This window comes from Butyrivibrio sp. AE3006 (assembly GCF_000424165.1).
Taxonomy (GTDB): Bacteria; Bacillota; Clostridia; order Lachnospirales; family Lachnospiraceae; genus Butyrivibrio.
This window is the reverse complement of record NZ_AUJJ01000002.1, coordinates 286,321-310,009: the sequence shown is the minus strand read 5'-3', so window position 1 is coordinate 310,009 and position 23,689 is coordinate 286,321. Positions and strand designations below refer to the sequence as shown.

The window sequence follows — 23,689 nt, the reverse complement described above, 5'->3', positions numbered from 1 at the left end:
CTTCCATTTCATAATAAAAAAGCCGGAGTTCTGCGTAGTTGGATGACTTTCATACCTACTTCTCTTAGGGGTGGAATTCACTAACTCTTAACAGGACAACGTGAACTCGACTTCTGATTGTCATACGCATTTTTCCGACTTTTGTGCTATTATAGCCGTAAATGTGGATAAAATCCATCATTTTTGTAAAAAGAAAACTCCACCCCGTGGAATTTACTCCTACAAGGTGGAAGTTAGTCTTACAAAGTGGAATTATCTTTTACAAGTCACCACTTTCTTAAAATATAATATTTTAAGAAATCTTTTCAAAAATAACGATATTTAATATTTTTATCTATTAAAAACAGCTTGCTTTCGAAACGAATAGAAAGACAAGCTGTTTTTTCTTGCATTTTTTCTTATTTTATCTGACCTTCAAGTGCTACGGAAACTTCTGCAATAGCATCCGGTATTCCGGCAGGATTCTTTCCGCCCGCCTGAGCCATATTGGGACGTCCACCGCCGCCACCACCGACTTTACCGGCAATAGCCTTAACAAGGTTTCCGGCATGTGCACCTGCAGCTATAGCTCCATCTGTAGCCATTGCCATAAGGTTAACCTTACCATCGTTCTCAGAGACAAGAACAACAACACCTTCGCCAAGCTTAGCCTTAAGCTGGTCACCGAGATCTCTAAGACCATTCATGTCAACGCCCTTTACGCTCTGAGCAATAAGTTTAACACCCTTAACTTCGATGACACTATCCATTACGTCACCAAGAGCTGCCTGAGCTTCCTTACTCTTAAGAGACTCATTCTCACTTCTAAGAGCTTTAAGTTCCTCCTGAAGCTTCTTTATCTGAGCTGTAATATCAGCAGGAGCTGTCTTAAGAGCCTTAGCAGCATCTCCAAGATTAGCCTCTACGTTCTTGTAGTATGCTCTTGCGTTATTGCCTGTAAGAGCTTCGATACGACGAACACCTGCAGCAACGCCGCTCTCTGAAAGAATCTTGAACAGTCCGATATGGCTTGTGTTTGCAACATGAGTACCACCGCAAAGCTCTATTGAGAAGTCTCCCATGTTTACAACTCTTACTGTCTCGCCATATTTCTCGCCAAAGAGAGCCATAGCTCCTGTCTTCTTGGCTTCTTCAAGAGACATCTCCTTGGTAACAACAGGAAGCGCCTCTAAAATCTTAGCATTAACTATCTCTTCAACCTTCTGAATCTCATCAGCAGTCATAGCCTGATGATAACTGAAGTCAAATCTTGTCTTATCAGGATCCTGATATGAACCGGCCTGCTCTACACCATCTCCAAGAACTTCCTGAAGTGCCTTCTGAAGAAGGTGAGTTGCTGAATGGTTTCTGCAGGTCTTTGCTCTGTTCTCAGCATCTACCTTAAGAGATACCTTATCAGAAGTCTTGAACCTTCCGCTTACAACCTTACCCTCATGAGCAGTTCTTCCACCAGCGACCTTAATAGCCTCAGAAACAACAAACTTAGCTCCGTCACTTCCAAGGATCTCACCGATATCGCCTACCTGACCACCCATTGTTCCATAGAATGTAGTCTTATCTGTGATGATAGTGCCCTGCTGACCCTCTGTAAGCTCATCTGTAAGAGCATCAGCGCCTGCCATAGCTACAATACTGCCTTCACAGTCAAGTCCGTCATAGCCAAGGAACGCTGTATTTACAGATTCATCGAGATTATCAAATACACCTGCACCTGCTTCAAGGTTAGCTGAGAAGTTCTGATTCTCTCTTGCCTTCTGCTTCTGTTCTTCCATAGAAGCCGCAAAGCCTTCCTCATCAACGCCAAAGCCTTCCTCCTGTGCAAGCTCAACTGTAAGCTCAACAGGGAATCCGAATGTATCATAAAGGAAGAATGCATCTTTTCCTTCGATTTCTTTCTTACCAGCAGAAGAAGTCTTATCAAGAATCTTCTTAAACTCCTTCATACCGTTTTCGAGAGTTGACTCGAATCTTGTGATTTCTCTCTCAAGCTCTGTAAGAACAAACTTCTGGTTCTTATTAAGATGCTCATAGTCATCTTTATACTCATCAATATAAATCTTTGCTACGCCAAGGATCTGATCCTTGTTAAGGCCAAGAGTTCTTGCATGTCTTACAGCACGACGGATAAGTCTTCTAAGGATGTAGCCTGCACCTGTATTGGAAGGAAGAAGCTTAGCCTCATCGCCGATAAGCATCACGGAAGTACGTGTGTGGTCAGCAAGAATTCTCATAGATCTTGTAGTCTTCTCATCAGCTTCGTACTTTATTCCGCTTTCCTTTTCAATATATGCGATTACGGGAGCGTGAAGATCAATCTTGTAAACATCATCTACGCCGTTAAGGAAAGCAAGAATGCGCTCCAGCCCCCAACCGGTATCAACATTCTTCTGAGAAAGGGGTGTCAGGTGACCGTCATGATGCTTCTCATACTGCATGAAAACATCGTTACCGATCTCAGTATACTTACCGCAGTGACATCCGGGACCACAATCGGGACCGCAATCCGGAACATCCTTCACATAGAACATCTCGCTGTCAGGACCACAGGGACCATATTCAAGTCCCCACCAGTTATCCTCAGCAGGAAGATAGAAAATGTTCTCAGGCTTAAAACCTGACTCAATACGATATTTAGCGCCCTCTTCATCTCTGGGTGCATTCTCATCACCAGCAAAAACAGTAGCAGCAAGGTGATCAGCATCGAATCCGAAAAGCTCTGTCAAAAGCTCAAAACTCCACTGGCAACGCTCTTTCTTGAAGTAGTCGCCAAGGGACCAGCTTCCCATCATTTCAAAGAAAGTACCGTGGCTCTTATCACCTACTGAATCGATATCATTGGTACGAACACATCCCTGAACATTGCAAAGTCTTGTTCCCATAGGATGCTTCTTACCAAGAAGATAAGGCATAAGGGGCTGCATGCCTGCAACGTTGAACATAACACCTGTTGATCCGTCGGATACCAGTGAAACAGCGCCGCAATCCACATGTCCACGATCTATATAGAACTGCTTCCATGCCTTACGCAGTTCATTAGCTGTAAATTGTTTCATCTTAAAACTCCTTATATTTACTTCTACTTAGAAGTCAAATTTATCACTGAAGAATGCCTCAAGTTCATCGATAGCGATACGCTCCTGCTCCATGCTGTCACGGAAACGTACAGTTACCTTGTTATCTGTCTCTGAATCAAAGTCGTATGTAATGCAGAAAGGAGTACCAATCTCATCCTGTCTGCGATAACGCTTACCAATGTTTCCTCTGTCATCAAATTCACAGTTATACTTCTTTGAAAGCATAGCGTAAATCTTCTCAGCACCTTCGTTAAGCTTCTTTGAAAGAGGAAGGATACCGATCTTAACAGGTGCAATAGCAGGATGGAAACGAAGAACTGTTCTCATATCGGGAGCATCTTCTGTTCCAAGGTTCTCCTCGTCATAAGCCTCGCAAAGGAATGCAAGAGTTACACGGTCTGCACCAAGTGAAGGTTCAACAACGTAAGGAATGTACTTCTCCTTGCTCTCATCATCAAAGTATTCCATAGGCTCACCGGATGTCTCCTGGTGTCTTGTAAGGTCATAATCAGTTCTGGAAGCAATTCCCCAGAGCTCGCCCCAGTCTGTGAAGGGGAATGCGTACTCAATATCTGTTGTGTGATCGCTGTAGAATGAAAGCTCTTCAGGATCATGATCACGGAGACGAAGGTTCTCTTCCTTGATTCCAAGTGAAAGAAGCCACTCATAGCAGGTCTTTCTCCAATACTCAAACCACTCAGTCTGTGTGCCTGGCTTGCAGAAGAACTCAAGCTCCATCTGCTCAAACTCTCTTGTACGGAAAGTAAAGTTACCGGGTGTGATCTCATTACGGAAGCTCTTACCAATCTGGCAGATACCGAAAGGAATTTTCTTACGTGATGTACGCTGTACATTCTTAAAGTTTACGAAAATACCCTGAGCTGTCTCGGGACGAAGATATACCGTGTCCTTTGCATCCTCTGTTACACCCTGGAATGTCTTGAACATAAGGTTGAACTCTCTGATGCTTGTGAAATCATGCTTTCCACATGAAGGACAAGGAACGTTATGCTCCTTGATGAAGTTCTCCATCTCTTCATGAGACCATCCATCAACAGATGTCTCAAGTGTAATTCCATTTTCTGAAGCAAAATCCTCAATGATCTTATCTGCTCTGAATCTCTCGTGACACTCTTTGCAGTCCATAAGAGGATCTGAAAAGCCGCCAAGGTGTCCTGATGCAACCCATGTCTGAGGGTTCATAAGAATAGCACAGTCTACACCTACATTGTAGGGATTCTCCTGTACAAATTTCTGCCACCAGGCCTTCTTTACATTGTTCTTGAATTCAACACCAAGGTTTCCATAATCCCATGTGTTAGCAAGTCCGCCATAGATCTCACTTCCGGGATAGATGAAGCCTCTGCCCTTGGCAAGGGCAACGATTTTGTCCATTGTCTTTTCATTTGCTTTCATAGATACTCCTCTTTCTGAGCAATACGCTCACATATTTTAATTAAGAGCAATATGCTCATTTATTACTTATTCAGAACGATACAGCTAATGCTTCCGTCAGCTGTCCCGGAAAGATCAGCCATCTGCTTATCCAAAAGGCTTACTCCGCTTGTCATGTACTGAATTTTATATGGAACTGCCACAACAAACTTACTGCCTGTAATAACAACATGTTCATCAGAAAGAGCCGCAGCCTTTTCTGAATCAATCGGATTGCCATCACTGTCAATGAGTGAATTCACATTGATCTGCCCTGTAAGAATAGCCTCAGACACAGTCATATATGAAAAGGTCTCGCTGTTAAAAACAGCGTAATCTCTTGAATCCGCAAAATCAATCACCATTTTAACTTTGCCGTCTTTACTCTCCAAAGACTTGAGTTCTGCGGTCCCTTCTCCGTTCGCAACTACAAATGCATTTACTTCATTCTCAGCCATGGATTTTAGCTCATTCACATCGTAGTAGCTCTCGGTGAAATCCTCGATAACCGTGCTTTCCACCGTTCCATCTTTATTGACTAAGATAGATGACTTATCAAGCTTCGATACATCCGCACCTTTCCCGCAGCCTGCAAAAACAAAAGCTGCAGTCATAATAACAGATGTAACAACTGCTTTCCTTAAAACTTTATTACTCACTAAAACACCCTCTTAATATAAGTAACTATTTGGTCTGCGCATAAATACGCGCACACTTACATGATTATATACCGCCTTTTTACGTTTTTCAAATCAGATCTCATAGATTCCCTTAAACTTTTCTTCTATATAATTAAGGAAATCGTCGGCGGTAAAGTCTCTTCCCGTAATATCCTTTATCCATTCAGACGGAGCCAGGTGATTAGCCTTCACAAATACATTTTCCTTCATCCAATTGTTAATCGTCGCAAAATCGCCCTTCTCAACACAGCCGTCTATATCAATCTCATTTTTCATGCGATTGTAATACATTGCATTGTACATATTTCCAAGAGCATATGTAGGGAAATATCCAAATCCAAAAGTCCAGTGTACATCCTGAAGGACACCCTCTCTGTCTGTTTCAGGAGAAATGCCAAGGTACTCCTCGTATTTTTCTTTCCATCTCCTTGGTACATCATCAATGGAAAGCTTGCCTTCAAAGATTTCCTTCTCTATCTCATATCTGATTATTATATGGAAGGTATAGGTGAACTCATCTGACTCTGTTCTTATAAGTGACGGGCAAACCACATTGAGCGCTTCATAAAGCTCTTCCTCTGAAACTCCCTCCATAACATTAGGGAAAATCTCACATACCTTAGGATATATCAGCTTAACAAAAGCTCTGGATCTTCCAAGTCTGTTCTCATAGAATCTGGAAACTGATTCATGCATTCCAAGAGTCTTGTTATCGTTGATGAAATGCTCATAATCATCCTCTGGCTGAAGCATCTCAAAAAGTGCATGACCTCCCTCATGGATTATAGAGTACATACTTGCTGAGAAATCAAGTGGATAATAATGAGTTGTAATTCTGGTGTCATTTTTGCCGATCCAGTTGGTAAAGGGGTGTTCTGATGTGCTATAAGCACTTCTTGACCTGTCAAAGTTAAGGATTCCCAGCAGAGCTTCTGTCATGCGCCTTTGCTGCACCTCAGTAACCTCGATATGCATAAAGTCTGTTCTTATCTTCTTGGGACTCTCCATAATTTTCTTAAGAAGAGGAATAAGTCTCTCTTTACATTCATCAAAGCACTCGTCCAGTATCTTTGATGTAATGCCTATTTCATAATCATCAAGAAGAGCATCATAGATGATTCCGCTGGCAGGCTTCTCATCTCTAAGCTCCACCATTTCCACGTTGATTTCCTTAACCTTCTGAAGAGAATCCCTGAACATAGAAAAATCAGAATTCTGTCTTGCACCGGTCCAGTCTACAAAAGCCTTGTTATAAATTAGTGAATATTCCATATTCTTTTCAGGTGAAATATTCTTGGTCTTTGCATAGGATCTGTGCTGACTCTCTACGCATACTCTGTCAGGTTCAGAAAGCTCATCCCTGTGCTCATAGAGATATTCAGCATTTTCAATAAACTCAGGTGCTTTCATAAGCTTAAATGCCTGATTTCCAAGGAACGCGCTTACTTCTCCCTCATCCTGCATTCCCTTAGCAGGGCAGATTGTCTCCTGGTCAAAAGAAATCAATCTTGTTGCATGGGCATAGATTTCTGCCTCTTTAAGTACGTCCCTAAAAGCCTGTAATTTTTCTTCCAAAACCTTATCCATGTCTACCTCCATATCTTCCTTTATTTATTCCATGTCTTTTTCAATCATTCTAATCATCTCAAGACTGTTTAATTTTCTGTCAATCGAGCTTTTTCTGTAAACATCGCAGATATGATCAAGTTCTGTCAGAACATCTCTGCTGACCTTAAAGGTAAAAAGCTTCTCTATAGGTGTATTCCAGATAAATTCAAGTGTATATGTTGTTGATGCTTCGTAGCTTCGATCCCTTGGCACTCCGGGAAATTCCCCTTCAAGCATAAGAGTTTTTATCTCAAAAATAAATCGTACAAGCCTGTTATCTATAGAATCTTTTTCAAGAGCCCTGAATGACATGTATAAAAGCTTCAGAATATCTTTTTCGTCATTGTTCTCTCTTGTGTAGTAGTCTGCTATCTCCGCAAAATACGTGGCATAAATGGAGCAGTCAAAATCTTTCCTGAAGCCCTCAAAAAAATTCTTTATCTCAGCATCCCTGACAGTGTATGAATTTCTTCCAACAAAAATCTTAAAGCTTCCAAAACAAAAAGGCTCGACGACACCTGATAGCTGATTTCCCGGTCGTCTTGCCCCTTTTGCAAAGGCTGTAATCTTACCTTGTTCGGATGTAAGGATAGTCACAAGGAAATCATTCTCCCCAACCGGGGCTCTTTTTATAATCATTCCGTTTACAGTGGATAATTCCGTCATTACCTTGCTAAATCCTCATCCTCCGGTCGTTACAATCACTTGGGATTGTTATATCCAAAATTCTTCATCTGAAGTGAGTCATTTCGCCAGTCTCGTCTAACTTTTACGAAAAGCTGCAAATTAACTCTGCATCCAACCATTTTCTCGATATCTTCTCTTGCCTGGCTGCCAATCTTTTTGAGCATGGAGCCGCTTTTTCCGATAACGATACCCTTATGTGAATCTCTCTCGCAGATAATGGATGCTTCGATATCCATGATATTATCCGCAGCATCTACATTTGCTGCATCCTCCGCTCCTCCTGCAAGAGCTGCCAGCATAGCATCAAGATCAGGAGTTCCGTCAGCATTTGAAACTGATATAGGACCTGAAGTTGCATTTGCAGATTTCTTTGGCGGATGTACATGCTTAGATTTTTTCTTTTTGGCAGGTGCTGCCGCCTTTCGTGTCTTCATGGTCTCAACAGTTACGGCGATACCATGAGGCACCTCATCAGTTAAAAGTCTAAGAGCCTTCTCACGGATAATCTCCGCAACGATTTCCCTCTCAGACTGATTAGTCAAAACCTCATCATCATAAAAAGGATCACCGTATGGAAGTCTGTCAAAAATGATCTGCATAAGATCATCTAAGTTCTCACTCTTAAGAGCAGATACAGTAACTATATCCGCATAGTCCATTTCCTTTTTATATGCATCAATAAAAGTCTGCAAATCAGCAGCATCAACGGTATCAATCTTGTTTATAACAAGAATTACCTGCTTTCCGCACTCGCGGAGCTGATCGATAATCATGTGCTCACCCTGACCGATGAAGGTTGAGGGCTCAACCAGCCAAAGAATAAGATCAACCTCTTCCATGGTCTTGGTGGCAACCTTAACCATGTATTCTCCAAGCTTGTTTTTTGACTCATGAATACCGGGAGTATCGAGGAAAACAATCTGCCCTCTCTCATCGGTATAAACAGTCAGAATCTGGCCTCTTGTGGTCTGAGGCTTATGTGAAGTAATGGCAATCTTCTGACCAATAAGATGATTCATAAGCGTGGATTTACCCACATTTGGTCTGCCGATCAGTGTCACATATCCGCACCTTAATGCTGCATTATTATTATTCTGATTTTCCTGCATAAATAAGCTGCTCCACTTTTCCAAACATATCTTTATTTTCTTCGAGCTTGTTACCATCACCTACAACGCAGATACAGTCATCTTCCATGAAAGCATCAACATATGCTGCAAGGCTTCTTATCTTTTCCTGATCTGTAGAGATAAGGTCATCCCTGTCCTTCTGAATATCCTTCATATCCGCATGGCATAGATAAGCGGTAAGACCGTAAGCTCCCTTTGTGGCAGGAGTCTTGGGTGTATCAAGTTCGCTAATGGCACCGATTATGAACTGAGTGATAGTTCTCTCATCTGCCTCAAAGGTTCTAAGATACTCGGAAGCCTTCTCAAACACCTCAACACTTCTCTTAAGATGAGGATCTCTGTAGGTTGCAAAATATGAATCACCATTCTTGGCAAAGCCGCTCATGCAGCCGTAAGCTCCACCCAGCACTCTGATGTTTTTCCACAGATAATCGTAAGCAAACATAACCTTGAGAACCCTAAGTGAACCGTCATACTTAAGTCCCTTGGATGCATAATTACCGGCTCTGCATACATACTGTATCTGTCCTGCAGTCTGGAAGCCCTCATTAAGCTTATTAGGAACAATTGTAAATCCGCTTCCATCAAAATCCTCAGTGTGAAGACCTGCAGCAAATCCCTCTATTCTTGAGCTTACTCCGTCATATTCCTTCTCTGAAGCTGTGTAATCCACCATAAGATTCTCTGCTCTGAAAATAATGGTAGATAATTCCTTCATATATCCGATAATCTCATCAGCTGCCTTTTCATCGGATGAGAATTTCTCTCTGGTCTCTTCCATCATGCGATATCCGCCGATTCCGGAAGTCATATCAGAAAGCTTGGCAGCACTTGAAACGTATGACATTGCCCTTAAAGCTGCGCTGTGATGGCCTGCTGCAGCAAGCTCTGAGCGAAGTCTTGAACAGTTCTCGTCCAAGATCTCAATAATACGCTTCTTATCATCAAACTTTGTACGCATAAGAATCTCAGTAACAAGCTCAAATGCATGACCAAGCTGAGGATAAAGCGCTTTTACAGTGATTTCAAAAGTAGTCCTAAACTTGCTGACATCCCTTGCATCAGTATATGTACTGATTGATCCGTTAATTCCGCCGGTCTGAAGATTTATCTCATTATACAGATCGCTGTAGGAATAATTCTCAGTATCCATAAGTCCCAGAAGGAGCTTTAAAAGCGGTGTATATGGCAAAAGTCTGTCAGGAACCTTAGTCATATCAAATACAAAATTCAGATATCCAATGCCATTTGTAAATACATCATGAAATAGAACCTTCTGCTCACCTACAAATCTCTCTTCATAAATGAACTTATCAGCTTCCTTCTTCATATCTTCTCTTGTAAGAAGAGGAATCTTAGCAAGATCTTCAGGACTGTCAGGTTCCTCCTGATATGCCTTAAGCTCAGCAGTATTCTTTACAATAGCCTGAATCTCTTCTTTACTTAAGGTCTCTTTATACGCCTTAAGCTTCTCCTTAAGCTGCTCTTCCTTCTCCTCTGTAAGTCCCTGCTTGGGAGTTGCTACAAGAGTTGTGCAGTGGGGATTATCAAGAAGATATTCCTGAATAAGTCTTTCGAAATATCCGGTCTTTACTTCCTTTTTCAGCTCTGCAAAGGTCTCATTGGCCTCAATATTGATCCAGGGCTTCATGTCATCATAAAGCCAGCTGTCCAAAACCTGAAGGCCATAGAGAAGTCCCTTGGGGAATCTTCCAAAATCAGCCTCTCTGTACTTGAACTCATCTGCATTGATACCGGCCAGTAGAGCCTTTTTATCTATTCCGCTCTTAACCTGATCTCTGAGAACGTCCTCGATTGTCTTAAGGAACTCGTCTCTCTGTTCAGGATTAGCATTCTTTGCAACTATTGAAAATACCGGCTGTCTTACGCCGTTGTCGTACTCACTGAAAATCTCACTTCCTATTCCCTTATCGGTGAGGGCCTGCTTAATAGGCGCACCGGGGGCAGAACAAAGCGCATAGTCAAGAACATCAAATGCGATATAGAGCTTGGGATCAAGACTGCTTCCAACTGCATAATTAAGAGTCAGATACGTGTTATCCTCTGTGGATTCGCCCTTCATAATAGGGAACTGGCTCTCAAGATATTTCCTGCCATCAAAGCTCTTCTGAAGCTCAATCTCAGAATCAACAGTGATCTTATCAAAAGCTGAAAGGTAGTTTTTATCTATATAATCGAGCTTTTCTGCCATATCCATGTCACCATAGAGATAGATATAGCTGTTTGAAGGATGATAATACTTCCTATGGAAATCAAGATAATCATCATACTTAAGCTCATATATCTCATCAGGATCTCCGCCTGACTCTATTCCGTATGTGGTATCAGGGAAAAGTGATTTCCTTATATCTCTGGCAACAACTTCATCGGCAGATGAAAAGGCGCCTTTCATTTCGTTATAAACAACACCATTGATGGTGAGGTCATCATCCTCATTCTCCATCTCATAGTGCCAGCCTTCCTGCTCAAATATCTTTTTAGTCTTATAAATATTGGGATAAAAAACTGCATCAAGATAAACATGCATCAGATTCTGAAAATCTGTATCATTGCAGCTTGCCACGGGATAAACAGTCTTATCCGGATATGTCATGGCATTTAAAAATGTATTAAGAGAGCCCTTTACAAGCTCTACAAAAGGATCCTTAATAGGGAACTCTTTAGAACCGCAAAGAACAGTGTGCTCGATTATGTGAGCAACACCTGTAGAATCCTTGGGCGGAGTTCTGAATCCTATATAAAAAACCTTGTTATTATCATCATTTGAAAGAAGAGCAACTCTGGCGCCTGTCTTTTTATGTCTGACAATATAGCTCTCAGAATTAAGATCATCTATTCTTCTTTTCTCTAATACCTCGTAAGCGGCAAGCTCTTCAACTCTCATTCGTGTTCCTCGTTCTTTTTCTTACAATTTACTGCCATCGGCAGCGTTTATATCTAAAATCAAATATCAAAATCATCATCGGGGTCGATGCTGATATCAAAGTCATCTTTCTTAGCTTCTACAACCATTTCCGCCTCATCAGCGATTTCAGTAGCTTCATCGGTTATCTCAGTAGCTTCAGGCTCTTCTGTGTCATCCTCAGAACAAACAACCTTCCAGCCGGTGTTTTCTTCCTTCTTACCAACCGAGAGAATGCCGATGTTCTCCATCTCAGGTCTGTTCATGTTGAAGTTGGGAACAAGATTCTCCTCGTCCTCATCTCCTGTAGGAAGCACCATACCCTCAGGAACAAAGCGAGGGTTTTCTTTGTTTTCTTTGTTTTCTTCCGGCATTACAACCTCTCTGATATCTTTATCTTCAGGTTCAACGGTCTCTGCAATCTTATCTTCGTTTTCTTCTTTAGCCTCAGGCTCTTTAACAGCTTCTGTAGCTGATGCCTTCTCTACAACCGGCTGCTTATCTTTGTAAGCAAAGCATGATACTGCGCAGCCCACAAGAATACTAAGCATAAGGAAAAGATACATATCATAGTTGATCACCGTGCTTCCACAAACCACTGAAAGAACGCAAGAAACTACTGTGAAGAAAAGCCATGGTACTATTCTCTCGTTTCTCTTTGAGAAAATAAAACCAAATATAACTGCAATAGCACCGCCAAGCATTCCAAGTGAGATCACAAGATTCCACCAGGATGCTGAAACCGATGCAAACCATGCACTGTTGTTCATTCCATAAAATCTGTTCGCATACTCAAAGAAACTTACATAGAAAGGTCTCATACCTCCAATGAAGTATACTGAGCATCCAAATGTAATAAGTCCTGCCAAAATAAATATAATGACATCGACAACTGCCGATTTAAATGAAAACTCTTCCTCGTCGCTAAAAAGTGCTGCGATCATGCAAACAATAACCGCTACAGCTGCAAGATCAACATATACAGCAAAACCTGTAAGTGCACCTGTTAAGATGCCAAGGATCACATGATAGGGCTTTATGGAATCTGATATTGAAACACTTTTTGCAAACAAAACAACCAACATAGCATCAAGCATTACAAGCGCAAAAAACATATTTCCTGCATACACATGCTTAATGGATAAACCAAATAAGGGAATTGCTACAGTAGCAATGGATCCCGCAAGCGCTCCAAAAATTCCTATTGAATTCCTGAGTGCAAAGTATAAAGCAATAAGCATTATCATCCTAAGTACAAGCTGATAAATCAGAACAGATTTAAGCTCATTGCCAAGGAAGCTCATAAAAATATTGAGTCCTGATACATAGAAGCTACCAAGAATACTGCCAGGTACAGCTTTTACGCCATCTTTTGTTACAAGGGCACTCTCAAAGAGCTTCATATCTCCGGTTATGGGCATAATACCGTTTATGTACCACGTATAAACGCAGCCTCCTGCGATAAAAAGGATTATCGGGAGTATTATCTCCGGTGCCCATTTTATATCCGATCCGGAGTTTTTATTCAAAGCTTTTCCGATGGTAATACCAACTGCCGAAACCACCAGCGCTATTACTGCAAGCGCCGCTACTATCAGAGCTGTCACCATTCTTTTGTCATAAACAGGAAAAAGCCCTGAAATAAAGCCTGTAACTCCTGTAGCAAAGATTATTCCTACTGTATAGATTACGAAGACACAAATCCCAATCCATGTCTTTTTAAGCTTCATCTCAAGGCCTCCCCACGTCCCATTAAATTTTTATTTACTCTGCTGTACTGTCATCCCAGTTGTGATAAACAGCCTGTACATCGTCATCCTCTTCAAGGATATCAAGAATTCTCTGAATGCACTTAACGTTGTTCTCGTCTGTAACCTCAACGTAGTTCTGAGGAATCATTGTGATCTCAGCTGATGCAGAAACGATCTTCTCCTTATCAAGAGCCTCAACAACGCCCTGGAAAGCTTCAGGAGTTGTAAGGATCTCGTAGCTGTCATCTTCTTCATTGAAATCATCAGCACCAGCATCAAGAACCAGCATCATAAGGTCATCTGAACCCACAGAGCACTCTTCCTTATCGATAAGAATCTGACCCTTTTTATCGAACATGTAAGATACACAGCCGGGTGTTCCAACGTTACCGTTACCCTTTGAGAAAGCTGCTCTTACATTAGCTGCTGTACGGTTGATATTGTCTGTAAGTGTATCAACGATGATAGCTGTACCGCCGGGGCCATATCCTTCGTATGTAAGTGTCTGATAGTTAACGCTTCCGTCAGCACCTGCAGCCTTCTTGATACCACGCTCGATTGTATCGTTAGGCATGTTGTTTGCCTTAGCCTTAGCGATTACCTGTGCGAGCTTGAAGTTATTGGACGGATCAGGGCCGCCCTCCTTAACTGCTACTGCGATCTCACGTCCAATAACTGTGAAAATCTTACCCTTGGCAGCGTCATTTTTCTCTTTCTTATGCTTAATGTTCGCAAATTTTGAATGTCCTGACATATTGTCCTCCTAAAAATACTAAATTGCTTTATATTCCTGATCGTCTGATTCTTCCAAGGACTCATCATCCTTTATCTTTTTAACCAGAACGCTTTGGATCATGTGATTTTTGACCGAAAGAATCTTGAATGAATATCCGCTTATCTGTGCAGTGAAATCCTCATTCTCTTCCGGAATTCTGTCGAGCCTTGAAATCAAAAGTCCGTTTACTGTCTCGAACTCCTCATCGTCAAAGGTAAGTCCGAATTTCTCCTCAAGGTCCTCAAGTGGCGTCTTGCCTTCAATGATAAACTCATCCGCATTGGATGTAGCCTCGATGTAATCCTCTTCCTCGTCATACTCGTCCATGATATTACCAACGATCTCCTCGATGATATCCTCCATGGAAACAAGTCCCGCAGTCTGTCCGTACTCATCGATTACTATAACCATCTGAGTTTTGGACTTTTGCATCTCGTGGAAAAGTGTATCAATATTTCTGGTCTCAGGAACGTTCTTGGGTGAACGAAGGAGACCTCTTGTCTTCCTGAGCGGTGTGTCATCATCTATATGCTCAGAAAGTCTTTTCATTGCATCCCTGATATGAAGGATACCAATGATGTGATCAATATTATCGAGATAAACAGGAAAACGGCTGTTGTTCATATCAAGCATGAAGTTTACAGCCTCATTTAATGTGGTATTACCGTCAATACAAACCATAGCCTTACGATTGGTCATGATATCTCTGGCCTGCTTATCAGAATATTCGAAAATATTACTGATCATGTCAGCCTCGGAATCCTGCAGAACACCCTGTTCCTGACCTTCCGAAACCATGGATTTGATCTCTTCTTCTGTGACATCATTCTCATCTGCTTCCCAATGGAAACCGAATAATCTGAGAATAGCCATAGCAGTGAATCTGACAATCCCGGTAAAAGGACTGAGAATCTTTATGATTGCACTGATTGCTCCTACGCACACAAGAGCCCATTTCTCAGGGTATCTCGCGCCAAGCTTCCTTGGTATCAGCACGCCTATGGTAAGTACTACATACATTAGAACCATAACCGCTACAAAATAAGAAATAATCTGTGCAGCAACTACGTTCTGAATATAACCGCCTATGAGTCCAAATGTGAAACTGCTAAGTTCCCTGACATAGGTAAGTCCGAAAAACATATTAACAAGCAGTGTTACCAGCTGGATGGTATTGATATAGCGTCCTGGGTGATCCAGGATTTCAAGGATTTTCTCAGCATTCTTGCCATTTCTCTTGATGAGGTGGGCAGAACCGTTATCGTCCTTATCTTTATCCAGTCTGTTAATGTCTTCAGGCTTAAGATTCTCAATAGAGGCGCCAAATCCGTAAAACAGCACATCTATTAGTATCATCACTACAAATATCAGTAAAAAAGCAGTGGCAGTAGGCCCATCGTCGTCCATTAAATTTCATCTCCTTTTATTCATGATTGCAAAATGCGTCAAGATAAAATATAGCATTTTAGCCCATTCCAGTCAAGAAATGGGGCATGAAAAGGCACTCCTTTGGGTGGGAGTATTCCTTACACGGCCATTCCTTGTAAATATGTATAGTCCACTCTGCTGACGCTCTCGCTTTGTTAAAAACGTATCGGTACTAAGGTGTCAAAGGACGCCACCTAAGTACCGGCGTTTTTATAAACAGCTTCGTGGACTATACATATTTCCCTGAATGGCCTTGAATCAAATCTTCTCACCTATTGGAGGGCTTTTTCATGCCCTGAATTTCTTCTTAATTTCGCCATACTGTACGTTTATTTCCTGCAGTGCGGAGGTGTCGCCGTCCATGTTGTCGGGATGGTAAAGTTTTACAAGCTGCTTGTACTTGCGGTCGGCGGATTCACGAGAATTACAACCAGCAAAGAAATTGAAGGTACCGACAGGTTCGGCTTTAGGTGAAGGACCACTGTTGCGAGATTGTTTATGACGGTTATATGACTTATCTTCTATGCGATCATCGTAGTCGTCTTCATAGTCGTCATAGGCCTCATCATAATCGTCGTACTCGGAATCTTCATCATCTTCGTAATAGCCTTCGTCGTACTCATCATCGTAGTCTTCATCATATTCGTCTACTTCGTAGAATTCTTCAGCTTTGGAGCGTGGATTTCTGGGTTCATCATACTGTGACTGCCCGAAGGTGTCATCCTCGAATTCTCTGCTGTGGCGGCGAAGCCAGCTGTTGTAGTTTTTCTGATCAATTTTATGTCCTGCTCCCGGAAACAACAGCTTATACCTGCCTACGGCCATATCCATAAACCCTCGTCCTGTTATGACAGAACCAAATAAATAAATAGCCACATCTGCAAGAAGCGCAAAAACAAGAAATCTTCCGCAGAACGAAAAAGCACTTGCCGCAATCAATATGAAGCCTATGGGGATAATAAGAATTAATGCAAGAAATAACAGTACGAAAAACATCATCGTCCCGCCGTACTTTGACATCAATCCCAGATAATCGGAAGCGACTTTTACAAGCGCAGCCCTTGCAACACCTGAACTTATCCGAACAGGAAATGCTGCCAAAAAGCCGTCACCTGCAAACAATGACACTATTAACAATATCAGGAAAACCGAATAGACAAGCGCTGTAACAGGAAGCGCAACAAAAAACATGCGCAGCAGACGGAATATCTGGCGCATAAAAAATGAGATCATCTCAAATATATTCTTAAAGATCCAAATTAGGATCCTGGTAACAAACTCAAAAAATACCGAAATCATGCTTATATTTTAGCGGAGTTATTACAGCTCCGCCATCCCCAATATCTTTCCACCTCTCTCATACAGTCTCGGAACTCTGTGATTAAGATCACAGGCAAATTCGTAGTTGAATCTTCCGCTGATCTCGCCCAGCTCCTCGATAGTAATCTTCTCTGACTCTTTTTCTCCAAATTCCTTCTCGCTCTCGCCGATAAGGATAACTTCATCTCCCTCTTTTGCATTGGGAATATGGGATACATCCACCATAAACTGATCCATGCAGACGCGGCCAAGGATTCTGGCCTTCTCACCATGAATCAGCACATATCCCTTGCCACCTGAGAGGCTTCTTGGATAACCATCGCCGTAACCAACAGGAATAGTTGCAATACGCATTCTCTTATCTGCTATAAAAGTACCGCCATAGCTTACAGGTGTGCCCTCAGGAATATCCTTTATAAATGAAATATGCGAATACAAAGATAACGCAGGTCTTATCTTTATCTTATCCCTGCTTACTTCATCTGATGGCCACATGCCGTACATGGTAACACCGCAGCGCACCATATCCATGTGTGCTTCGGGCATCTCAATTATGCTGGCACTGTTGGAGCAGTGCTTTATCGGAATGTGATACTCGGTCTCTTTTTCTACCCTGTTTACGAAATCCTGAAACTTCTTAAGACTCTCATGGGCGTTGGTAAGGTCAGCCTCATCTGCCCTTGCAAAGTGTGTAAAAATACCCTCAACTTCGATTCCATCTGTTGCCAGAGCAGTCTTAAAAAGAGAAAGTCCCTGATCATCAGGTCTTACACCTATTCTGCTCATTCCGCAGTCAACAGCCACATGTACATGAAAAACTTCGCTTCCGCCCTGGCCTCTGCGCTTTTTAACGCGCTCAGAGAGCTGCTTTAACATATCATATCTAAATACTGCAGGTCTGATATTTTCCTTGAGCATTCTGTCGTAGGCATAGGGAAAAGTGTATCCAAGCACAAGAATAGGCTTGCTTACTCCTGCCTCTCTAAGCTCAAATGCCTCCTCAGCTGTTGCTGTGGCAAAGCCCCATACATAGGGCTCCTTCATGAGCATTCTGGAAATCGGCACAGCCCCAAGTCCGTACCCGTCAGTTTTAACAACCGCGAGGATGTTTGTTCCCCGCGGCATTGCATTGTACATATTTTCTACATTTGAATGGATAGCATCCAGATTGATCTTAGCGTAAACTCTTGAGTATTCTTCCAACATTGTTACTTCAAAACCTCTGTCTTATCAGCAAAAATATCCTGAAGCGCTTCTGAAATATCTCTTGCAGTCATGGCACATTTTCCATGTCTGTCAGCAGCTATATCTCCTGCTTTTCCGTGAAGGAAACATCCGATTACGGAAGCACTGAAAATATCTTCATATTCGCGGCAGCACAGTGCACCAAGAAGCCCTGCCAGCACATCACCGCTGCCTGCAGTGGCCATACCATCATTTCCGCTGATATTAATATAATTTCTATTGCCGTCAGTGATCACACTTCTGGCGTCTTTACATATGATACTCGCATCAAAATCTTTTGCAAGTATGCAGGGCAATGTCAGAATATTCTCCCTGCACTTTTTAAGGTTCTCGCCCGCCAGTCTTGAAAACTCGGCCAGATGCGGTGTAAGCACCTTATCCCCACGATAAAGCCTGAACTTATCCCTAAGCTCCTTATCATTTGCAAGAATACTTATAGCATCCGCATCAAGAACCAGCTTTTTATCAAGGCCCTTAAGCACTGTCCTCAGCAGCTCTTTTCCTATCTCACCCGTTCCGATACCGGGGCCGCATACCACAGCATCAGCCCAGTCAATAGCCCCGGGCAGCGCATCTCTTATCTTTTTCAAAACATCGGTATCATCTTCGTCGTAAACATCTGACATAGCTTCAGGGAGAAGCGTCTGCACAGCGCTAAGATTAGCTTTTTCAGTAAAAATTCGAACCATTCCGGCGCCGCTTTTTAGGGCACTTTCAGCAGCCATAATGCATGCACCGCTGACACGCCTGCTACCTGCCACAATAAGCACCTTTCCGAAAGTCCCTTTATTTCCCGAAGGTGACCTCTTTGGAATCAGCTCGTTAACAGAGGCATTTCTGTCTATGTATTTGTACGCAGGATAATCAGATAAAAATCCATCCTCAGTTATTCCAACTTCGAAAAGCCTAAGCTCTCCCACATATTCACTGCCGGGGAAAAGAAGCTGACCAAGCTTTACATATTCAAAGGTAACTGTCATGTCCGCTGTTACGCAGCAACCGCAAATCTGACCGTTATCCGAGTTAATACCCGTAGGGATATCAGCTGCGATCACGTAGGGTCTCTTTTCAGACTCAGCGCATACTTCATCTATCAGCATAACAGCCTTCTCATATTCGTCGCCAAGAGACCTGCTGCAGCCTGTTCCAAGCATTGCATCGATAACGACGTCACTCTTTTTTACAAGCCACTTGGGGTTATCTGCTTTTTCCAAATAGTAGGCTGGTACTCCATATTTCCCTGCGATACTGACCTGTCTTTTAAGGGCGTCGCTCTTTCTGCCCTTTTTGTGATTCACATAAAGAAGCGCCACATCTATTCCTGCCTGATACAAAAGTCTTGCCGCAGCAACTCCGTCGCCGCCGTTATTCCCTGTACCTGCAAACACAACTACGCTTCCGCCCTTAGGGCATTTTTCTATGGCAGCTTCACATAAAGAAAGCGCCGCACGTTCCATAAGGACATCCTGAGGAACGCCGAAATGCTCAATTGTGGTGTTATCACATCTTCGCATTTCCGCGGCATTAACTGCAAATTTTGATTTTTTATCAAGTATCTGTAAACTTTTCATCTTCAATGACTATTCCATTCTCAACTCTCATCCCATCCTTAGGAATCACGGGATGACGTCTCTCAGGGTCATATCTAAGATCAAACAGGTCTATTACTTCCGGTCCGAAAATATCATGCATGTAGGAATAAACATTGAAATTCTCGATTTCCTTTTCCTGCATGCGAACGATATTTTTCTTAAGCTGCACCCTGACCTTGGATACCCACTCATCTATGGCCTGAATCTCAACCGTATTGGCATCCATTCTGCCATAAAAAACGTTCATGGTCTCAACCATTAGGTCAACATCTGTCTTGTAAATCTCTCTTGGAAGCCCAAGCATTTCGTCTTCGCATTCTTCGATTTTCTCGTTGCTTTCCTTGATGAGCCTTGTGTGGTCATCAATCTGGGCTTCGATCTTTTTCCTCTGCTTCGGATTCTTATCGGCATCATCCCTCAGAGTAACTATCTCGCCAAGAAGCCTCTTTTTAAGACGCTTTATATCCTTAATCTTTTCCCTGGTCTTTTCCTGCTTATCCACAAGCTTATTAAGCTCAGCCTCAAGTTTCTTTATCTTATCTGTCTTGGGACTCAGTATGAAAAGCTTTTGCCACCTCTCATCCTTGGACAAAATAGGAATGTCCTTGCCGATAAGGGCCTCCGAGTAATTATTTGTATCTTTTGCCATAGGCATTCCCCCGTCATAAGAAAACGGTTACTTCCTGGTCTTTACCTGACTCTTCTCATATCTGTCGATTCCATAAGAAAGCTTCATAAGGGAATCAGATAAATGAACGTTTTCAACCTGAACATTCTCAGGAACATCCAGGTCCACGTGAGCAAAATTCCAGATCGCTTTGATACCACAATTAACCAGTCTCTCTGCCATTTTGACAGCCTGGTCCTTGGGAATTGCAAGCACAGCAATCTCAATCTTATTATCTCTTACAAACTGCTCCATCTCTTCGATAGGACGAATTTCGATATTTCTTATTTTCTTTCCGTGAAGTTCGGGATTAAGGTCAAATGCACCTTTGAAAATAAATCCTCTGTTGAAGAAATTATTGTAACCTGAAAGCGCCTGTCCTAAGTGGCCTGCGCCGATAATGATAAGAGTATGTTCTCTTCCGAGACCTAAGATCTTACCGATCTCATCATAAAGATATTCGACATTATACCCATATCCCTGTTGCCCAAAACCTCCGAAATTATTAAAGTCCTGCCTTATTTGTGAGGCTGTTACTTTCATCAGATCACTGAGATCCTGAGAAGAAATTCTCTCGATTCCCTGCTCCTTAAGTTCTCCCAGATATCTGAAGTAGCGCGGCAGTCTGCCGATAACTGCCTGCGAGATTTCTTTCTCCGCCATACTTCCTCCGTTGTCATTATAGGTATTTAGTTCTATATAGATTATACTATCTGTTAAAAATTAGTCAATCTGCGAACTCTACATTCAAAAAGTTTCAAAAATACTGAATTTTTCTTTCAAAAACAGGCATATTTCGGTTTTCTTTAAGAGCAAGTTTATAATATTTTAAGGAATATATTTTATAATTCTATTGTCTGTAAATGGGTGTTCTTACAGACTATAGAGGTAGAAATATATGGGAATGTCAATTGGCGGAATAAGTGGATATAGTATGTATCAAACACAGCCAATGAATTATGCTCTCTCCAATCAGGCACCGGTTTCCGATGTTTATGATGAGCATAAGGCTGTTGGGAACATATCTACAGTTGCTCCTGTGGTATATCCAAACGCACAGGAAGTAAAAGTTGGCGAAGTTGCCAGCACAGATGGTCAGGAAGAGACCCAGAGAGTAAGCCAGCAGTTCAACAATATCGCATCAAAATATAACGGCATGACAGTTGGCTACGGCAGAGATATGGGTGGTTATTCCTATAGCCAGGTCGGTAGTTCATTTGATGCATTTGCCTGAAATTCGAACATTATAAAGCAGAAAATAAGAGCATTCGTAAGACTTAATCCTGCGAATGCTCTTTTACTTTTACTAACTTATTGATTCTAAATACTGCTTATGCGCAAGGATTTCTCAATCGAAATCCTATTTTATTCACTAAGCTCGGCCCATTCGTCATAAAGAGCGCTTAGTTTCTCCTCGTTGGCGCCAAGCTCATCAGATAGCGTTCTCACCTTCAAAAGATCTGTTGCTACCTCAGGATCAGATAGTTCTTCGTTGATCTTCTCATTCCTCTCCTCAAGCTTAGCAATTTCCTCTTCACACTTCTTAAGGGCCGCTTCAATCTTACGCTTTTTAGCCTGTTCTTCCTTTTGAGCTTTCCAGTCGGCTGCTCCTGCGCTCTCTTTTTGCACAGGCTGGGATGAGCCTGCAAGCTTACCAAAGGAATTGCCCTTTGCTGCATCCTCTGATGCCATCTCTATCCCTCTTCCAAAGGAAGATGCACTGCCGCTTTCATTTAAGATTCTTGCGGTCTGCTCCTCACAGTGCTCAAGGTAGTAATCATAGTTACCAATGTAACCGATCATTCTTCCATGGGTAAGATCAAGGATTCTGGTAGCAGTCTTATTGATGAAATATCTGTCGTGGCTTACATATAAAACAGTGCCCTCGTAGCCGCTAATGGCATCCTCCAATATCTCCTTACTGGTGATATCAAGGTGGTTTGTAGGCTCATCGAGGATAAGGAAGTTGGCATCTGAAAGCATAAGCTTTGCAAGAGATACTCTGCCCTTCTCACCGCCTGAGAGGTCTCCGATTCTCTTAAATACATCATCACCTGTAAACAAAAATGCAGCAAGAGTATTTCTGATCTCTGTATTGTTCATGGATGGATAAGCATCCGAGAGCTCTTCAAAAAGAGTCTTCTCATTGTGAAGTACCTGATGCTCCTGATCGTAATATCCTACATGAACCTTTACACCCAGTGTTATTTCACCGGCATCAAGGGATTCCATGCCATTAATTATCTTAAGCATTGTGGTCTTACCGGTTCCGTTGTCACCGATAATTGCCACCTTCTCACCGCGCTTAATTTCAAAGCTTATATTCTCAAACAGCTTCTCATTACCAAAGGATTTGGCAATAGAGTCAACATTCATTACATCATTACCGCTTACGCAGGAAGGAGTAAGAGTGATTCTCATGTCATCACGAACTTCTGTGGGCTTTTCAAGACGCTCAATCTTATCAAGCATCTTCTCTCTGCTCTCAGCCCTTTTAATGCTCTTTTCCCTGTTGAACTGTCTTAGCTTGTCAATGACCTCTTCCTGATGCTTAATCTCAGCCTGCTGATTGAGGTATGCCTTAAGCTTAGCTGCCCTGATCTTCTCACGCTTATGTGCATAGGCTGTGTAATTACCCTGATATACCTCAGCACTTGTTTGATCAATCTCAATTATCTTCTGTGCTATACGGTCAAGGAAATATCTATCGTGGGATACGATAAGTACAGCACCCTTGTAATTCATAAGATAACCTTCAAGCCACTTGATGGAATTCATATCAAGGTGGTTGGTAGGCTCATCAAGGATTATCAGGTCAGGACTCTGAAGAAGGAGCTTACCGAGAGCCACTCTGGTCTTCTGACCACCTGAAAGAGTGGAAATTCTCTTATCGAATTCCTCTTCTGAAAAACCAAGTCCCTTGGCAACGCCTATTACTTCACTCTCCCAGGCATAGCCGTTTTTAAGCTGAAACTCGTGATTCATCTGGGCATAACGGTCCATCAGTCTGTCCAGCTCTTCGCCTCGAAGCACATCCATCTGTGCCTCAGCACTGCGAATCTCCTTTTCGAGATTAATAACATCTCTTTTCATCTCACGAAGTTCTTCGTAGATACTGTGAGCGCTGTCGATATTCTGATTCTGTGCAAGATATCCAACTGTCACATCCTTGGAAAGTGTAACTGTTCCGGTATCCGGAGTCAGCTCTCCAATAAGCATTCTGATGAGTGTAGTCTTGCCTGCACCGTTAATTCCTACTATTGCTGCTTTTTCATTATCCTCAATATGAAAAGACACTCCTTTCAGAATGTCTTTTCCGTCAAACGACTTTGAGAGATCATGACAATTTAAGATCATTGTGTAAACCTCTGATTT

At 42.2% G+C, this 23,689-nt stretch carries 17 protein-coding genes; 1 reads left to right on the top strand and 16 read right to left on the bottom strand.

Features of this window, described 5'->3' with window-relative positions; all coding sequences use genetic code 11:
- Positions 1 to 398: 398 nt before the first annotated feature.
- From alaS to G603_RS0102980, 15 genes are all read right to left on the bottom strand, one after another.
- A complete protein-coding gene (alaS, locus tag G603_RS0103050) occupies positions 399 to 3,053 on the bottom strand; it encodes an alanine--tRNA ligase (RefSeq protein ID WP_026669286.1) in 2,655 nt (884 codons plus the stop codon).
- A gap of 27 nt (positions 3,054 to 3,080) precedes the next feature.
- A complete protein-coding gene (locus G603_RS0103045; RefSeq protein WP_026669285.1) occupies positions 3,081 to 4,490 on the bottom strand; it encodes a glycine--tRNA ligase in 1,410 nt (469 codons plus the stop codon).
- Positions 4,491 to 4,552: 62 nt separating this feature from the next.
- Positions 4,553 to 5,167: a hypothetical protein gene (locus G603_RS0103040; RefSeq protein WP_026669284.1), complete on the bottom strand. Its 615-nt coding sequence runs from the start codon at positions 5,165 to 5,167 to the stop codon at positions 4,553 to 4,555.
- 93 nt (positions 5,168 to 5,260) lie between these two features.
- Positions 5,261 to 6,775, bottom strand: a complete 1,515-nt coding sequence (locus G603_RS19010; protein WP_051207396.1) for a carboxypeptidase M32 — start codon at positions 6,773 to 6,775, stop codon at positions 5,261 to 5,263.
- A gap of 24 nt (positions 6,776 to 6,799) precedes the next feature.
- Positions 6,800 to 7,462, bottom strand: a complete 663-nt coding sequence (recO, locus tag G603_RS0103030) for a DNA repair protein RecO (protein WP_026494384.1) — start codon at positions 7,460 to 7,462, stop codon at positions 6,800 to 6,802.
- A gap of 35 nt (positions 7,463 to 7,497) precedes the next feature.
- Positions 7,498 to 8,592 carry a GTPase Era gene (gene era / locus G603_RS22745; protein WP_035791738.1) on the bottom strand — a complete coding sequence of 365 codons (1,095 nt, stop codon included), beginning with the start codon at positions 8,590 to 8,592 and terminating at the stop codon, positions 7,498 to 7,500.
- Positions 8,573 to 11,518, bottom strand: coding sequence for an insulinase family protein (locus G603_RS0103020; RefSeq protein ID WP_026669282.1), 2,946 nt, complete (start codon positions 11,516 to 11,518; stop codon positions 8,573 to 8,575). The genes era and G603_RS0103020 overlap by 20 nt, the downstream gene beginning before the upstream one ends.
- A 59-nt stretch (positions 11,519 to 11,577) precedes the next feature.
- Entirely contained in the window at positions 11,578 to 13,266 is a 1,689-nt protein-coding gene (locus G603_RS0103015) for a hypothetical protein (protein ID WP_026669281.1), read from the bottom strand.
- 34 nt (positions 13,267 to 13,300) lie between these two features.
- The gene (locus G603_RS0103010) at positions 13,301 to 14,041 is read right to left on the bottom strand and encodes a YebC/PmpR family DNA-binding transcriptional regulator (protein WP_026669280.1); all 741 of its coding nucleotides are present in this window, start codon (positions 14,039 to 14,041) and stop codon (positions 13,301 to 13,303) included.
- A gap of 18 nt (positions 14,042 to 14,059) precedes the next feature.
- Positions 14,060 to 15,469, bottom strand: a complete 1,410-nt coding sequence (locus G603_RS0103005; protein WP_026669279.1) for a hemolysin family protein — start codon at positions 15,467 to 15,469, stop codon at positions 14,060 to 14,062.
- A 309-nt stretch (positions 15,470 to 15,778) separates the two neighbouring features.
- On the bottom strand, positions 15,779 to 16,723 hold the full coding sequence (locus tag G603_RS0103000; protein ID WP_155832604.1) for a hypothetical protein: 945 nt from the start codon (positions 16,721 to 16,723) through the stop codon (positions 15,779 to 15,781).
- Positions 16,724 to 16,810: 87 nt separating this feature from the next.
- A complete protein-coding gene (gene alr / locus G603_RS0102995; protein ID WP_035791736.1) occupies positions 16,811 to 18,016 on the bottom strand; it encodes an alanine racemase in 1,206 nt (401 codons plus the stop codon).
- Positions 18,017 to 18,018: 2 nt separating this feature from the next.
- Positions 18,019 to 19,626 carry a bifunctional ADP-dependent NAD(P)H-hydrate dehydratase/NAD(P)H-hydrate epimerase gene (locus G603_RS0102990; RefSeq protein ID WP_026669277.1) on the bottom strand — a complete coding sequence of 536 codons (1,608 nt, stop codon included), beginning with the start codon at positions 19,624 to 19,626 and terminating at the stop codon, positions 18,019 to 18,021.
- Positions 19,604 to 20,296 carry a hypothetical protein gene (locus G603_RS19005; RefSeq protein WP_196808035.1) on the bottom strand — a complete coding sequence of 231 codons (693 nt, stop codon included), beginning with the start codon at positions 20,294 to 20,296 and terminating at the stop codon, positions 19,604 to 19,606. The genes G603_RS0102990 and G603_RS19005 overlap by 23 nt, the downstream gene beginning before the upstream one ends.
- 27 nt (positions 20,297 to 20,323) lie before the next feature.
- Positions 20,324 to 20,977, bottom strand: coding sequence for a redox-sensing transcriptional repressor Rex (locus tag G603_RS0102980; protein ID WP_026524213.1), 654 nt, complete (start codon positions 20,975 to 20,977; stop codon positions 20,324 to 20,326).
- A gap of 235 nt (positions 20,978 to 21,212) precedes the next feature.
- Here G603_RS0102980 and G603_RS0102975 point away from each other — a divergent pair, with 235 nt between their 5' ends.
- Entirely contained in the window at positions 21,213 to 21,548 is a 336-nt protein-coding gene (locus G603_RS0102975; RefSeq protein ID WP_026524212.1) for a hypothetical protein, read from the top strand.
- A gap of 131 nt (positions 21,549 to 21,679) precedes the next feature.
- Here G603_RS0102975 and G603_RS0102970 read toward each other — a convergent pair whose 3' ends face one another.
- Positions 21,680 to 23,671, bottom strand: a complete 1,992-nt coding sequence (locus tag G603_RS0102970) for an ABC-F family ATP-binding cassette domain-containing protein (protein WP_026669276.1) — start codon at positions 23,669 to 23,671, stop codon at positions 21,680 to 21,682.
- Between the last annotated feature and the right edge of the window lie 18 nt (positions 23,672 to 23,689).